Annotated in this window: 12 protein-coding genes; 4 read left to right on the top strand and 8 right to left on the bottom strand. The window is 32.2% G+C overall.

From position 1 onward, the window contains the following. Positions 1-325 precede the first annotated feature (325 nt). The 3 genes from DZ60_RS0107175 to DZ60_RS0107190 all read right to left on the bottom strand — a co-directional run bounded on the left by DZ60_RS0107175 (position 326) and on the right by DZ60_RS0107190 (position 5,024). Entirely contained in the window at positions 326-1,780 is a 1,455-nt protein-coding gene (locus tag DZ60_RS0107175; protein ID WP_025741412.1) for a glycosyltransferase, read from the bottom strand. 192 nt (positions 1,781-1,972) lie between these two features. Then, a complete protein-coding gene (locus tag DZ60_RS0107180) occupies positions 1,973-3,700 on the bottom strand; it encodes a serine hydrolase domain-containing protein (RefSeq protein WP_025741413.1) in 1,728 nt (575 codons plus the stop codon). A gap of 283 nt (positions 3,701-3,983) precedes the next feature. Then, complete coding sequence (locus DZ60_RS0107190) at positions 3,984-5,024, bottom strand: helix-turn-helix domain-containing protein (protein WP_025741415.1); 1,041 nt, start codon at positions 5,022-5,024, stop codon at positions 3,984-3,986. Positions 5,025-5,324: 300 nt separating this feature from the next. On the opposite strand from DZ60_RS0107190, the gene DZ60_RS0107195 reads away from it, so the two are divergent. Beyond that, the gene (locus DZ60_RS0107195; RefSeq protein ID WP_025741416.1) at positions 5,325-5,795 is read left to right on the top strand and encodes a nucleoside deaminase; all 471 of its coding nucleotides are present in this window, start codon (positions 5,325-5,327) and stop codon (positions 5,793-5,795) included. A gap of 91 nt (positions 5,796-5,886) precedes the next feature. On the opposite strand, the gene DZ60_RS0107200 is transcribed toward DZ60_RS0107195, so the two are convergent. Next, entirely contained in the window at positions 5,887-6,345 is a 459-nt protein-coding gene (locus tag DZ60_RS0107200; protein ID WP_025741417.1) for a COG2426 family protein, read from the bottom strand. A gap of 459 nt (positions 6,346-6,804) precedes the next feature. On the opposite strand from DZ60_RS0107200, the gene DZ60_RS0107205 reads away from it, so the two are divergent. Further along, a complete protein-coding gene (locus DZ60_RS0107205) occupies positions 6,805-7,236 on the top strand; it encodes a hypothetical protein (RefSeq protein ID WP_025741418.1) in 432 nt (143 codons plus the stop codon). 262 nt (positions 7,237-7,498) lie between these two features. On the opposite strand, the gene DZ60_RS0107210 is transcribed toward DZ60_RS0107205, so the two are convergent. From DZ60_RS0107210 to DZ60_RS0107225, 4 genes are all read right to left on the bottom strand, one after another. Continuing rightward, entirely contained in the window at positions 7,499-8,368 is an 870-nt protein-coding gene (locus tag DZ60_RS0107210; RefSeq protein WP_025741419.1) for a type IV pili methyl-accepting chemotaxis transducer N-terminal domain-containing protein, read from the bottom strand. Positions 8,369-8,782: 414 nt separating this feature from the next. Continuing rightward, the gene (locus tag DZ60_RS0107215) at positions 8,783-9,892 is read right to left on the bottom strand and encodes an imelysin family protein (protein ID WP_025741420.1); all 1,110 of its coding nucleotides are present in this window, start codon (positions 9,890-9,892) and stop codon (positions 8,783-8,785) included. After that, positions 9,893-11,302 carry a di-heme oxidoreductase family protein gene (locus DZ60_RS0107220; RefSeq protein WP_152537388.1) on the bottom strand — a complete coding sequence of 470 codons (1,410 nt, stop codon included), beginning with the start codon at positions 11,300-11,302 and terminating at the stop codon, positions 9,893-9,895. Between the two features lie 78 nt (positions 11,303-11,380). Continuing rightward, positions 11,381-12,580 carry an imelysin family protein gene (locus DZ60_RS0107225; protein WP_025741422.1) on the bottom strand — a complete coding sequence of 400 codons (1,200 nt, stop codon included), beginning with the start codon at positions 12,578-12,580 and terminating at the stop codon, positions 11,381-11,383. A 469-nt stretch (positions 12,581-13,049) separates the two neighbouring features. Between DZ60_RS0107225 and DZ60_RS0107230 the strand changes: the two genes are divergently transcribed. Continuing rightward, positions 13,050-15,254 carry a PAS domain-containing sensor histidine kinase gene (locus DZ60_RS0107230; protein ID WP_025741423.1) on the top strand — a complete coding sequence of 735 codons (2,205 nt, stop codon included), beginning with the start codon at positions 13,050-13,052 and terminating at the stop codon, positions 15,252-15,254. After that, positions 15,251-15,643, top strand: coding sequence for a response regulator (locus DZ60_RS22665; RefSeq protein WP_025741424.1), 393 nt, complete (start codon positions 15,251-15,253; stop codon positions 15,641-15,643). The genes DZ60_RS0107230 and DZ60_RS22665 overlap by 4 nt, the downstream gene beginning before the upstream one ends. Positions 15,644-15,651: the final 8 nt, after the last annotated feature.

Consider the following 15,651-nt stretch of genomic DNA (forward strand, 5'->3'; position numbering starts at 1 on the left):
AAAGTTTTAAAGACATTTATTAAGCAACAAACAACCTAACAAAAAACTACTAATTGACTGTTGTAGATCGTATGCTTTTGCAAAAAGGGGATAAAAGAAATACCCAATATCATTTTGTTAATCGAATATTTAACCCCAAAATATCCAACTTTTAGTAAATCTCTTACCCTCCCCTTCACTTTATTAATTATAGGACGCTAACATATTGTATTAAAAAGCAACAACTGTCAATGTTTATATACGAATCAGCTTCATTATTAAATTAATAAAGAACATGATCTATATTAATTACCAATAATACTTATGCATACATCCTCGCTACAGCCTATGAGACCACAGCAACTTGTTGTTGATCTTCCTTTAACTCTTCTTTTACCTCTTTCTGAGATAAATCACGAGTTAACCAACTACTTCTACTAGCTGTGGCAATAGCATATGGAGTAATCCAAAACAGGGTAAACGCATAAAATATACTATATGGATACGCCCAAAAAGCCTCTGAAACACTATGTTTTTTTGCATAAAACAATGCCTGTATACTCGAAAAAACGAGAATGCTTACAAGCGTAGAACTAAAAAATAATATGGGATATGTAAAAACAAAAAACAACATTAAAAGTACTCCGGGATATGCCATTGTCATTTTAAGCCATTGATTAAGAAGTAATATTCTTGTTCCACTTTTGGCTCCCTTTCTAAAGTCTCTAAACGCAAACCTACTCATCGCAATATTCTCTCTTACATTACTCCTTTCCCAACGAATAAACATCTTGTATAAATTTTTATAACGTTCTGGGATATTTGTAAAAACGTACGCATTTCGTTGAAACAATACTTTAAACCCTTGCTTTAAGATCATATTAGTCATTGCTCTATCTTCACCAATTTTCGACACTTCACCCATAAATGTTTGACTAATCCAATCTTCAAGACAATTAAAAACTGCTGTTCTTCTATATGCAGATAAAGCCCCAGGAGTACATAATACGGATCCTAATCTACTTTGTGCAGACCGTATAAACTCAAAACTAAAGGCAAAACTTACATTTAACATGCGAGGAATCAGGGCCTTGTCTGCGTTTAACACACGTACATTTCCTGCCACAGCACCACAGTCTTCATTGACTACAAAAGGGCTAGCCATTAAGCGTAATGTATCTTTTTTAACAACAGAATCACTATCGACCGTAATCAACACTTCTCCCATCGCCATATTAAATCCACGATATAATGCATGTCTTTTACCTTTATTCTTCGGTTGTTGATAGATAGAAACACGGTTACCTAACTCTTCTTTAGCCTTCAACATCCATTGCCAAGTATCATCTTGACTACCATCATCTATAGAAATAATTTGTAATTTTTCTTTCGGATAATCACTTGCAACAAGGCTGATCAAGGTCTTATAAACCAATTCTCCTTCGTTATAAGCGGGTACAATAACTGTACACAATGGTAATTGATCATCTGATACTGTATCAACAACTTTATATTTCAAATACAGAAATAATATAAATACCAAAAAACTAACTTTTATTGCCAACAAAGACATGCCTATAACCATAAGAGCAATTCCCCAAGGCGTATTCATTCTCTCTAGGTAAATTTGTTCAAAATAAGATTGAAGAAAATAAAACAACGAGCCACCACCAAACATCAACAAAAATGTTGCTATCAAGATCAAAGATGATGAACTAGAAAAAAACTGTTGTATCTGATCAAGAGAGTTGCTTCTTGATTTTGGTGTTTCTGAAGATTCGAAAGATGTTAATTGATTCATAGATGTCCCTTAATTTTTTCTTTAAAACAAAACAAGATTGATACCATTAAAAAAAACACTGATTAACAGTGTTTTACATTTTTATCATGAATCAAAAAGTGTAGAAATCTTCCACAGGTGTGTATAATCAAACACACAATTGGGTAAGACAAATGGGAACAGCTATCGATTATCAGGGAAATTGTAGACCAATTATTCGACAATTTTTTTAAACCATAAATCATGTAATGTCTCATATTTCACAAAAAAACCAGTTATTCTACCGCTAGTATCTTTAATGATTTGGATATTACTCAAAAACTCGTGATTGCCTGAAAATGTATTTTCTTTAATATGACTAAAAATTGTTTTTCCGGATCTTACATTATCAAAAACCAATTTATTATCTTCAATATCAACATGGTATACAACATCTAGCATTTCGCAATAATACGCCCCAACAAATTGATTATATTCTTTATCTGTATATTTTGACGGCACATAATACTCCATCAAAAAAGGATCTGCTTCACCGATGGTAAAGGTCATTTTCTTATCTGTAGTGTTCTTTACTTCAAAAGACACATAGATCTTATCATCACCAGTTACCTTCATCTGAAAATTATCGTTTCCTAAAGGAATTAATGAAGACTCATATCCATTGGTTCGTATATACCGTAAGGTATCGTTTTTCACTTCTATTTTTCTAGAGAGACCATATTTTTCATCCCAGTAAGAACCAGTATATCGATTTAATTCTTTGACTGTAAGCTTTTTTGTCGGGATTTTTGTGAAATCAACCGTGATAGGTTCGGTAAATTTATCTTTAAGAAAAGAATATGCAGATTGCATACCATAATATCCCGTATAAGTCTCTCCTGTATTGCTAAGTACAATTACTATAAAGTCTTGCTCATCGAACTTAAAAATAGAGCTCGCATGTCCAGCCATAGAACCACCAAGATATGCCGTGTTAATGCCTCTTTCCTTATGAACATACTGTTGGCCATATGTTAGTTTACCCCAAGGTACATTATACTCCTTTCCATTTTTTAACTTAATAAAAGAGTGCAACCTAGTAATTACTTTTTGGGATACTAGAACTGGTTTTTTTAAATGTAACTCCCATTTCACAAGGTCTTCTACGGTCGAAAACATATTTGTTGCTCCTATAGTACTAAGGAACATAGTTGATTTTTTGTAACCACCATTTTCATTTACTTCGTAAGAAATAGCCGCATCAGAAATTATTTGTCCAAAATCCTCTCGTATCAAGGTATTATTCATCTTAAGGGGTTCAAAAAGACGTTCTTTCATGAATTTAGCAAAAGACATATCTGATGCTCTGGCAATCACCTCAGCCAGAAGTAACATACTAGTATCCGTATATGCAAAATCACTTCCTGGGTCAAAACCAAGTTTTTTTTGCTTAGATAAAAGTTGAATTGCGTGCTTTTGATTAAAAACGGTAGTATCCCAGCCTCCTAACTCCTTTAGCGGTATGTACCCGCAAAGGCCATCGGATTGAGATAAAAGATGCTCTATTGTTATTTTCTTATCGTATTCAATTAGTTCTGGAATAAATTTTTTGATGTCATCAGTTAAATTTATTACACCTTCTTCTTCTAGCATCAAAATTGCGAAAGCCGTAAAATGTCTTGACATTGCTGCTATTTGAAACTTAGTCTGAGGAGTAATGGGTATTTGGTACTCTAAATTTGCCATTCCGAATCCCTTTTTATAAACTAGTTCGCCTTTGCTAATGATTGCAACCGCAGCCCCAGGTTTGTGCACACTATCAAGAATCGAAAAGATGCTATATATTTCCTTTTCTTGTATGTCAGAAAGCTTCGAAAAATCACTTTTCTGAGCATTTAGATTAATAGACATACCTACAAATAGACAGACAAGTACTATATATTGAATATAAAAATTTCTCATAAGGGTTCGTTTTTAATTATCCTAAACTTGATTGATATTGATGACTATTTTTTATTACTCATTCTTCTATTTTATTGTAATCCACTTGTAGCAAACAGAGGACCTACAGAACTAAAAAAAGAAAAAGGAATTCTATGTATTTTTCCTGAACGTGAGAAGGTTTTTTTTGCTCAAAAAGCCCTCTCCTCGTATCCACGTCTAGCAAGGATAGCTCGACAGATCAGAAAAACATTCGTAAAAAATAATTTAGGAGTACCGATTTATATATCAATACTAAAAATGGCTATGATTTTTCTTTGTATTTAGAAGGAGTCGTACCTGTTTGCTTTCTAAAAGCGCTATAAAAAGCAGACTTAGAACTAAATCCACAATCATACCCTATAGACTCTAAAGAGAACACTTTATTAGACTTTATTAATTCTTTGGCTTCTTCGATACGGTAATAATTTAAAAAACTCGGAAAGCTTTTTCCTAATTTTTCATTTAGCAACTGTGATAATTTGTTGGGTAATATATTAAGTTTTTTAGCAACTTCGGACAGTGTTATATTAGAATCTCGATATAATTTTTCCTTAAACATTAATGATTCAAGTAGTGCAATTAACCTATTAGCTTCGCTTTGAGGGATTTTTTTACCCCCATATTTGGGAGGATCTTTTAATAATAATTTACTACGTTCTTTTGAAAAAAGTAGTAACAAAATAAGGAGGTAAAATATAAATGAAAAAGAAATAGCTCCCAAAATATATGAAGTATAACTTGCTGTATTAAATACGATCCAAATGATAACATTACCAACATAGATACTTAAAATCCAAAGTTCGAAATTTCTTTTTTTTCTTCCTTCTTTTTTAAAAATCTTAAACGCCTTGAACAATAATATTCCGGCTGCAAATAAATAGATTAACCATTGATAATAAATAATATAAATAAATACATTAAACCATAAATCTATATATTTTTCTCTTGGAAACATTAGAAACAAAGTACACCCCAAGGCCATCACGATTATTAGATGTAGTATCCATTCTTTTCTTTTTACCTCTTTATCAGTAGTAGCATATTTAATGTAAAAAAAAAGAAAAGGGCCTATAAACCAGCATGCAAAAAGTCCAAATTGAATATAAAAACTGGCCAAATCAGCATTAAAATAATAAAAAACTGATTTACCAATTCGCACGCTTAATGCAAGAAGAAGCCCCCCTAAAAAAGCATGAGAACGATGTTTGGGCTTACCAAAAAAAACAAAATACAAACCAATAACAAGTCCATTAAAAGCCCCTATGGCGCTTATAAAAAACAACAACTCTCTACTGATCTCCATTTACTTTATAAACTTCATTATTTAGTTATTAATCAAAACTTTGATTTGTGAAGATAAAAAATATAATAAATACGTCATCGTAAAAGTAAAATGAATAGTAAACACCTAATAAACATGTTACTGCATATATGGGGGATATCTACTATTTGAGGTACAGCATTCAATAGTTTTTACAGACTTGTCATCTTTCTTATACTTTATGAATAAAAAACTTATATTGCTAGGCTTTTAAAATTACTACATCCTTTTGATGTGAAGCATTAAACGATTAGAATCAGAAATAAAATAAACTCAAAATATATGGAAAAAGAGAAATTCATGCAGGAAGCCATAAACCAAGCTTTAAAAGGAATGAACAGTAATGAAGGAGGGCCTTTTGGTTGTGTAATTGTAAAAGACGGAAAAATAATTGGTCGTGGTAATAATAAAGTTACCTCCTCGAATGACCCCACTGCTCATGCAGAGGTAACTGCTATTAGAGATGCTTGCAAAAACTTAAACTCTTTTCAATTAGACGGATGTGAAATCTATACGTCTTGTGAACCATGCCCAATGTGCTTAGGTGCTATCTACTGGTCTCGTCCTGACAAAGTATATTACGGGAGTACTCAACAAGATGCTGCAAATATTGGTTTTGATGATGAATTCATCTATAAAGAAATCCCCTTACCTTATGATAAACGTAGTATTCCGTTTGAACAATTGGGGCATAAAATTGCCTTAATTCCTTTTAAAAAATGGTCTGAAAAAGAAGACAAAAAAGAGTATTAATGTTCAGATTTTTTTAAGAACTTTTTTTTAATACTAAAAACTAAAATAGTTATATCCAAATGCCTGTTTTACCAAAAAGGTAAACAACATATTAGTTTATGCCTTTCATAGTAAGCAAGGTAGTTATCCATACTATCAGAGAAGACAAGAATATTCCTATAGTATTAGCTAAAAAACCTTTTCTCTTTTTGATTTTAAAAAGATATGTAGCAATACTACCGGCATATACACCTGTGCCGGGTAATGGGATCATTACAAAAAGAAGAAGTCCCCAAAAACCGTACTTCTCTATTTTATCTCCGGATCCTATTTTTGCCTTTCGGGCAACGTATATTGCCGCTTTTTTATAAAGGTGCCATTTTAATAAATAACCATTTATTTTGACGAGAAAAAACATCATCAAAGGAAAAACAAGCACATTAGCCAAAAAGCAGACTACAAATACCAAATAAACATTTACTCCCTTAAGCATACCATAAGGAATGCCCACCTTGGCTTCTCCAAAAGGAGAAATGCTCCATAAAATAGCAATAATTATATCGTCAATCACAACCTCATTTTCTAAAAGAATGACAAAGTTACTATTCTAATTGGTTTACAGCGGTATTAAAAAACATAAAAAACAATTAAATTCTTATTATTTAAGTAAGAACCTCTTACTATTACTAAGAACAGAAGTACGTTAATTAAGCATGCTGTAGAGTTACAGACAATTCTTTATACCTCAAACCTTCAAAACTTTACAACCAATATATCTATCTATTCAATAAATTATAAGAAGAATATTGAAATTAATAGAACGATTTTCGGTTACCAAACATAAATATGCAATGCCAAAAAACTCTATTAAAAATGCATTTTTAATAGAAACAAATAAAAGTTAAAATTTGATAAAATTTCAGCAAAATAAAAAACAAACCACCCTTTAATCGTGTTTTAATAACATTTAATCTGTTTTTTTATCAAAAATAAAGTATATTTATCTTTTGAATATATACTTAAATTGACCATGCAGTTTGTAAAGAATTCCCCATTCTATAAAGAAGCCATACAAGAAATGAATTTTGATTTTGGTAATTACTACTTGTTTGATAGTTTTATTATAGGTGAAGTTAATGAAGATGTTATTTTTACATGGGAGAATCATGGCAAAATACTTTCAAAAGAATTTAGTAACCTCTATGATCAAAATGGAAATGATATCGTTTACATTACAAATCGAGTTCATAATTATTCTGTGATACCTAGTGACTGGATTAATTTTTATAAATATCAATACAGTCTAAAAGGATATGCAATTGTGAGTTACACAAAAAGAGGGTTTCTCAATATAATTTTAGAAAAAATCTTTATGCGAAATAAAGTAAAAGGCTTTGATAATTTAGCTGATGCAATTTCTTGGGCAAAAAGTCTATCAAAAGCTAAAGATAACGCAGCTTAATTTTGCTGCATCACCTTACATAACTTGATCCTAATTTATAGCATAATCATATTATACACTAAAAAAGAATTTTCTAGTTTGATGTATTTATTACATGTTATCATGTTTATAAGACCAATTACGATACCTCTAACCTAAAGAAGAGAGTCTGATACATAAAATTCTACTCAAAGATTAATGATTATTTATCAATAAAAAAGGGACCTATATAGTCCCCCTTCTTATTCAAAAAAATGTCGTTCGAATTATTTAAGCTAAAAAATTAAAGATCGACTTTTTCATAGAGCCCTGTAATATCATCAAAGATCTTGGTCAATTTGTTAGACCTTTTGTAGATATCTGTATCATCAAAACCTTGACCAAAAAGCTTTTTAGAATTCGCTTTAAAATACTCCCATTGTACTACTGCTGAGCCTAATTTCTCATCGATTTCAGTAGTATTAAAATCAGACACCACAAATAAATTAATTGCTCCGTCAAGTTCATTGAACACTTGATTAAGAACGGCTTTTAAATTTTTATCCTTTAAAGCACTTTGGTTGGCATAATAATATCCCGCCAATCTCTGAGAAAGCATGCGCTGTCTTCCTGATATATTTATTATCTTCTTTAGCTCTAATCTAGAATTCGCTAATTCTTCATCAAAATCCTCATCTCCTTCGGCATTGTTCATAATTGCATCTTTCGACTCTGCTATAATAGCTAGAACAACCGAATTGGCAGCCTTTAATAAATCAGTATTGGTTTCCATTATTTTGGTAGCCCCATCAAAACTAGGAGTTTCTTCAATTATTTTTTTAAAATCACCCCACAATTTATGTACCTTTTCAATACTCGCTTTTGTGTTTTTGTTTTTGGTATTATCCAAAAGAATAGAATTTTTTTTCTCAAACATAATCTTACTAGTAAGTAAGTCTTTTTTTGCTTGCATATCTGTAGGATTATTAATCAAATATAAATATGCTTTTGTCATTTTTTGGGTTAGCATCCGTTGCTTTCCTGATACATTTATTGCCGTATTATAACTTAAAATCCCATACTTCTTACCAGGCTGTGCTTTTATAGAAGGAACAGCAATACTAATGAAGAGAATAATTAAGATAGATGACTTTAATTTTGTGTACGTTTTCATAATAATTTTTAATTTTTTCTTAGGGGTAACAAATTCTAGAACTTATCAAGTTACTAGTAAATGATGAACACTATTATTTCGGCAAACGTAAGAAATAAAAAAACAAAAAACACGACGAAATGCATTAAAATTGGTTTAAAAGCAAATTTTAACAGTTAACAACTTTAATGCCATTTAATCATTATGGTTTTTCCTCAAAAAAACACATAAAACACTTTAATTCAATCACTTAAATCATTACGTTTTTCATAAAAAAAGCAAGGTTTAAATCACAAATATTCAAAAAAACATGTTTTTTCCTACAAAAAAAGACAAGAGCTACTACCCCAGTATTCTTTATGTTGAAATTGAGCTTATTTGACTAACACATTTCAAGAAAATAGGACTTATAATTACCTATTCTATTGAATCTTATTAATCACCATCATTATCATTAAATGTAATTATCGCACCAAGTATATTGGCCATATCTACTTTAAGTAGCACTAATAAATCTCTAAATGAATCTTTGAGTAAAATCACATTATCTGGATTAGAAATAAGAGTATCTTCTAAAGACCCCTGAATATTATCAAGTTGATCCTGACATATAGAAAACTGCATACTTATTTTATCAACTAATTCACTACTATTAAAAAGAAGAAGAAAATCATCAAATCCAATTTGATTAGATGCGTCGGTAAATTCTCCTGTAAAACATCTCCTCAATGATATCAAGTGTTGTTGTATTATTTCTTTTGAAAACTCACTAGAAAACCCTTCAAATTTTGAGGCATCTAGAATTCCATCGTTCGAATCTCCTAAAGGGTCACCTAACTTAGAAATTATAATTTCCTCGGTAAGTGCAATCATAGCATTAATCACTTGATTTTGACTTCCGCTAATTCCATTCTCAAGAGCCACTATAAACTCTTCTCTATTCTCACTCCAAAGTGTGTCGAGTTCATAAGATTTTGTTGTAAGATTTTTGCTTACGGAAACTAGGTATTCTACTCTTCTTTGAGCATTCGTTTCTGTTGTAAATAATTCGAGTGTACTAGCAATATCTTGTTGTTCAGAAAAAAGAAGGTATTCGATACCTGCAATTCCCTTAGAAGATGACCCCAAAGATGCTACATAAGCCTCATTTATAGTATCACTTCCCAATATCTCTTCTTCAATTCTTGTTGGATCGGTAGGCCAGCGATTAATCTCGAAAGAAATAAAGCTTGCGGCGACAGTCCCCAAATCATAAAGTTCTAGTTGTTTCCAGACTGATTGCATGTTTTTCCATTGTGTTTTTGCCGATTCCAAATTTGTTGTGGTCGTACTACTCTGAAAAGTGAGTATTGACATCTGTAACGCTTCAGTCTGCTTTACAAAATCATCAACGAGCACACTAATCTCATTATCATACATATTAATCAGTTGTAATTCTTTTGTGCTTTCTATCTGAGGAGCTGTATCCGAATCATCTTCTTTACACCCAATGTGACATACAAAAACAAAAAAGCTTACAAATAGTATTTTAAACGTTGCATTCATCTATAAGGATTTAATAAAATCAATTAATTTGGTTCTGTCTTCGACAATAAGATTCATAAAAGCTGTTTTAGAGCTTGCCGCTTCTCCATCATGCCAAAGAATTGCCTCTTCTATATTACGGGCCCTACCATCATGTAATAAATTGGTATGGCCATTTACGGTTTCAATAAGTCCAATTCCCCAAAGTGGTGCCGTACGCCATTCTTTGCCCGTAGCTTCAAAATCAGGGGTATTATCAGCCAACCCCTCACCCATATCGTGAAGCAATAAATCCGTATATGGACGAATAGTTTGGTTTTCTAAAGCCTCTATATGATAAGAACCTGTTTCCATTTTGGGGATATGACATGCGATACAATTAACTTGTTCGAATAATTCTTTACCCTGTAAAATACTTTGATCTTCATGATTCCTTCTTCCCGGAACCCCCAAAGTGGCGCTATATAAGGCTACTTTATCTAGATTTTCGTCAGAGATCTCAGGAGAACCACCATTGCTAATTGTATTGCAATCAATTGTTGGGGGACAGTTCTCTTCAAGAAATAAAGAACTTGTAATTCCCATATCTCCCAAAAAAGCTCCTGCCACCTGTTGCTTTAGAGTAGGTTGATTACTTTTCCAACCGAAGCGACCTAGTTTTAAAGATTGAGTTTCGACATCGTATACATAATTAGGTTTTCCTGAGATACCGTCGCCATTACTGTCTGATATATCAGCAAAGCCTAACAACGTAGCTTCGGGTATTGCATCTAACAATCCTAGGCCAATCATCTGATTAGCAACTCTTGGTGAAATCTGTATTGAAGCAGCAAGCGAACCATAGCTTAGATTTTCAAAAGTATATAGTGGTTTTTGTAAAGTAACACTATTTCCATCGGGGTACGTAACGACAACCTGTTCATAGTCAATAGTCACATGTCCTTCTGTATCTAACCCTAAAATAGAATCATCTTGTAGTTGCCCTCCATAGTTAGGATCTGGAAGATTAGCCCCAAACTCATCAGTACCAGGAATACTTAATCTAAAGAGTAGGCCCGATGATAATTCTCCATCTGTAATTGGTGCCCTACCTCTACCGTCTTTAAAATGACAACCAGAACAGGAACGTGCATTAAACAAAGGACCTAATCCATCTCTAGCAGTTGTAGATGCAGGGGCTGTCACCCAATTTTGGTTAAAAAGGGAGTTTCCGGTAAAAAAAAACAAACCATTTTCAGTATCCAGATTAGGCGCCTGAAAACCAAATGCATTTTGCGAAATATCAAAAACTGTCGTTTCGCCTCCCGAGAATGCTTCTCCATCTTCGGGAGTCAAAAGAGTATATTCTGTATCATCACTCTCACAGCTGACTATGAATACACCCATAACCGCGACCACCATATATTTAATTAACAAGGTATCTAGCTTCATTTTTATTAAATAATAAAATCAGAACCTTAAAAAAAGGTTCTGATTTTAGAAAATATATTTTTTATGCCCAGAAAAAACTTATTCTGGTAATTCGGCTGATATTTCAAGTCCCAGCTCGTCTGCTCCTTCTACAAGAGCATCACCAAACGTTTGTAAAGCAGTAATGGCTGCAAAAACCAATGGCCTTTCTGTTTCGTCAGAAATAGCAAAATCAAAAGGTGTAGCTGTTGCCTCTACTGCTGCTTCTGCTGCCACTAATTTTGCAGTAATCTCTGCTCCTAATGTTGGGTTTTCCTGAACAATTAGATCTTCTAATGAACTACCACTAACAGTACTGTAACTTCCTCTATACACATTAGCAATACCCGCTAGGTTTAATCTTAAATCTCTATGAGTATTATCACTAAAACAAGAATGCTCATCCTCCTGATCTTGATTATCATACGCTACAAAAACACGTTCTCCTGCTAATTCTGATTTTGAAAGTGTAGAAATACCAGTTAACATATTTGCGAGTGCAACATCTTCATCCAATCCCAAAAAAATAGGTCTATATGTACCATTGGCACTCCACTCATCTAACATTAACTGCAAATGATCTAATAACAAATCAGCACAAGCCGCCAAATAATCTCTTCTTCTATCTTGATTAGTTGCGGTACCTTCATCTCCATCAACAAAATCCGTATAAGGTCTTTGCCCCGGTAATTTATCTTCTTCGTCTGTCGTATCCTGACCCCACAACAAAAACTCTATTGCATGATATCCTACACTAATATTAGATTCACTCCCAACCTCGTTAAGCCCTTCTAATACCTCCTTAGTAATTGTAGGGAAATCTTCTGGATTGTTTATAATACCTGTTTCTAAAACTGTAACACCATCAGCATCTACTACATAATCGACATAGTTTTCATCTAGTGGCCACGCATTTAGTAAACCTTCTGGACCATCCTCATCATCAATCGGACCACTTGCAAATCTAAAAGCTTCTGTTTGTCCGTATGGTTCACGAGCTGTTTTCCAAGCTGTTTTTGCTGCTTCAAAATTCTCTGAAGTAGGCTCAGCAACAAAAGCATCAATGGCTTCTTTCATAGCATCTGCGGCATCATATGAATCCTGATAGTTTGTTAATACTAAGTCAGCATATGTTTCAATTACCGCTGATTTTTCAATGACAGTAAAACCTCCATTATCATCAGAATCATCATCAGAACAGGCAATAATCCCTAGAACCAAAGCACCGAGTAAATAATATTTTGTTAGTGTGTTTTTCATCTTATCCTTATTTAGACTTTTTTTAAATAAGCTGCAAATATATTTTTTACATCTCCTAAAAACAAATTTATTAAGACTAAATATAAATTAAAAACCCTCTATCTAGTACACCCATATTATAATTATTACGTAATCAACCTTTTATATTAATCCATATTATTAAACTCTAATAAAAACAAAAACCCTTTTTCGTTACTATAGAAATAACTTCAACTCATACTCCTTATAAAAAATCAAAGGATCAAAAAAATCATAAATTAAGTTAATGAGAGTCAAATTCACGCCCCTTTTTCCTTACAAGAACTACGTATTTACTATCTTTCTAGCATGTTATTACTTGATGCTGTTTTTATATAAGAACAAGTTTTATATATATTACTTGAATATCTGAGTGATTTTTTTGTACACCATCTATATCATTCTTAAACATTATAACTAATTAGTAACTTTATTTAACTCACTAGTAACGATGCCTTTTACCTTAGAACAATTTCAAATCTTTTCTGAAAAAACTCTACTCTATCTCTATATACTTAACATAGATGGTAAAATAATATCATGCAATGAAAGAGGAAGACTTTTATTTTCTAAAAACAATAAAGACATTGACCAAAGATATTTAACTGATGTCATGATTGACGAGGACATCGCAATATTTAATTTATCTGTATCAAAACTGTCAAAAAAAAATACTGTAGTAAGCAATACAGTGCGTTTTTCGTGGGAGGAAGATGATTTACTATCGTTAAAATTTGAATTCACCTTGCATAATGATTTAATATATGCCGCTGGCTTAGATGCAACAGAAGAATACAAAGAGCACCGAGCTCTGTCAACCATTTCTCGATTAACTAAAACAGGAGGGTGGTATTACAACCCTCGAAATGATAATATGTATTTCTCAAAGGGAACCTACGACATCAAAGAAGTACCTTATAACACTCCCCTAACCCTAGAAAAAGCGGCTAGCTTTTATGATAGTGATTTAGGTAAAGAAGCCTTAGAAAAAATTGAGAAACTGATTAATGATAAAACCTCTTTTGAATATAAAGGAAGAGTAACTACTAATAAGGGTAATAAGAAATGGGTAAAAGTAATGGGAGAGCCCGTTATCTACAAAGATGAGGTCATATACATAAATGGTACCTGTGCAGATGTTACTGATAGACACAATTATATAGAAAGGTTAAAACATAGTGAAGAGACGAAGCACCTCGCTTTAAAAGGAATTCAATCAGGTTTATTTGACTATAATATTCAGAAAAAAGAAGTTTTCTATAGTGTAGATTTCAAGAAAATGCTGGGATTATCTTTGAAAACGGATTTTGTTCACGAAGATGAATTTAGAAAAATGATACATCCCGATGATCTAGAAAAGGCGCTAGAAAGGCATTATCAAAATTTAATTGAAGAGGGCAATTACTATCATAACCATTATCGATTGAAACACCTAAAAGGAGAATACCGTCATTACGAGGTTTTTGGTTTTAGAAAAAAAAATAAAACCGGAGAAACCATACGAATGATAGGAAACCTGATCGATGTTCATCAAAGAAAAATCAATGAACGAACAATAGCTATAAATAAAACAAAGCTACAAGCCATGGTTAATAATGGGTTTGACTATATCATTTTACTAAATCCCGAGGGAGAAATCCTAATGGCAGATGACAGGTCTTTAAAAGTAATTAAAAGAGACTTTAATGTTGACCCTTTAGAAAAAACATCTCGCTTTATTGATGTGATGCCGCTAAATTTCAAAAACACATTTGCTTATCAATTTAATGAGGCTCTCAAAGGAAATATAATTAAAAAAGACATTGAGCGCATTGGGTATGATAATAAACCGCAATGGTATGAATCAAAATATACTCCTATTATTGACAAGCACAATAAAGTCAATTCTGTTCTAGTAAGTTTTCATGATATTACAGAGCAAAAACTTGCAGAAATGGTTATTAAAGATGCATATATCAAAGAACAAGAACTTAACGTCCTAAAATCAAATATTCTTTCAAATTTTAGCCACGAAATAAGAACACCGCTTAATGGAATTATGACCGTCAGCAAACTATTATTAGATGAAAAAAGACCTCAAGAAATAGATAAGCTAGTACAATACCTCGAAGAAAGTAAAGACAGATTATTATACACTATTGATAGCTTATCAAATTACAGTGAGATTGAGGCTATAAAAAACAATTTACACCTACAAGATTTGGATCTCAATTATACTGTCGAATCCTCTTATAGAGAATACAAGCATCTTGCTGATTCTAAGAAATTAAAGTATAACATAGAGCTCGATGAAACTTGTCCTAAGGTAACTTTAGACCAAAATCTTTTTAGAACCGCCATAAACAATATCATTCAGAATGCTATCAAATACACAGAACAAGGAAGTATAAATATTACGATAAATTCAGAAAATTTAGAAAATAATGCTTATATTTCAATTATTGATACAGGAATTGGTATAGATAGTGAAAATTTAAAGAAAATTTTTGATCCATTTATGCAGGAAAGTATTGGTTTAAATCGGAAATATGAAGGCACCGGTATCGGACTAAGCTTATCTAATAGATATATTGAAATATTGGGTGGTACAATAACAGTAAAAAGTGAAGTCGGAAAAGGTACGGTGTTTAGTATAATTTTACCTAAATGCCTATGAATATTCTTTACGTAGAAGATAATAAAATTAACGCAATGGTGATGGAAAAAATGTTATCCAAAAACAATGCGAATGTTATTATTGCAGAAAATGGCTTAAAAGCCCTCAAATTAGTAAAAAATAATAGCCTCGATCTAATCCTTGTAGATATAAACCTTGGTTTAAACCAAATGGACGGTTGCGAATTATTACAAAGGTTTAAACAATTAGATATCATAAAAGGGCTGCCCGTATTTGCAGTAACGGCATACGCTATGCCCGGGGACAAACAACGTTTTATCAATATTGGTTTTGATAATTATTTTTCTAAACCCGTCAACTTTGACAAACTTCTATCAGTAATCGCCAATATCAAATCTTCTTTAGGAAAGAGAGAACAAACAATATGATATCCTAA

Origin of the sequence: Aquimarina pacifica (genome assembly GCF_000520955.1) — a bacterium.
GTDB classification, from domain to species: domain Bacteria; phylum Bacteroidota; class Bacteroidia; order Flavobacteriales; family Flavobacteriaceae; genus Aquimarina; species Aquimarina pacifica.

What these genes read in the sequence shown, in the direction of transcription:
- DZ60_RS0107175 (WP_025741412.1), bottom strand. Translation starts at nt 1,780, where the DNA reads ATGAATCAATTAACATCTTTCGAATCTTCAGAAACACCAAAATCAAGA.
- DZ60_RS0107180 (WP_025741413.1), bottom strand. Translation starts at nt 3,700, where the DNA reads ATGAGAAATTTTTATATTCAATATATAGTACTTGTCTGTCTATTTGTA.
- DZ60_RS0107190 (WP_025741415.1), bottom strand. Translation starts at nt 5,024, where the DNA reads ATGGAGATCAGTAGAGAGTTGTTGTTTTTTATAAGCGCCATAGGGGCT.
- DZ60_RS0107195 (WP_025741416.1), top strand. Translation starts at nt 5,325, where the DNA reads ATGGAAAAAGAGAAATTCATGCAGGAAGCCATAAACCAAGCTTTAAAA.
- DZ60_RS0107205 (WP_025741418.1), top strand. Translation starts at nt 6,805, where the DNA reads ATGCAGTTTGTAAAGAATTCCCCATTCTATAAAGAAGCCATACAAGAA.
- DZ60_RS0107210 (WP_025741419.1), bottom strand. Translation starts at nt 8,368, where the DNA reads ATGAAAACGTACACAAAATTAAAGTCATCTATCTTAATTATTCTCTTC.
- DZ60_RS0107215 (WP_025741420.1), bottom strand. Translation starts at nt 9,892, where the DNA reads ATGAATGCAACGTTTAAAATACTATTTGTAAGCTTTTTTGTTTTTGTA.
- DZ60_RS0107220 (WP_152537388.1), bottom strand. Translation starts at nt 11,302, where the DNA reads ATGAAGCTAGATACCTTGTTAATTAAATATATGGTGGTCGCGGTTATG.
- DZ60_RS0107225 (WP_025741422.1), bottom strand. Translation starts at nt 12,580, where the DNA reads ATGAAAAACACACTAACAAAATATTATTTACTCGGTGCTTTGGTTCTA.
- DZ60_RS0107230 (WP_025741423.1), top strand. Translation starts at nt 13,050, where the DNA reads ATGCCTTTTACCTTAGAACAATTTCAAATCTTTTCTGAAAAAACTCTA.
- DZ60_RS22665 (WP_025741424.1), top strand. Translation starts at nt 15,251, where the DNA reads ATGAATATTCTTTACGTAGAAGATAATAAAATTAACGCAATGGTGATG.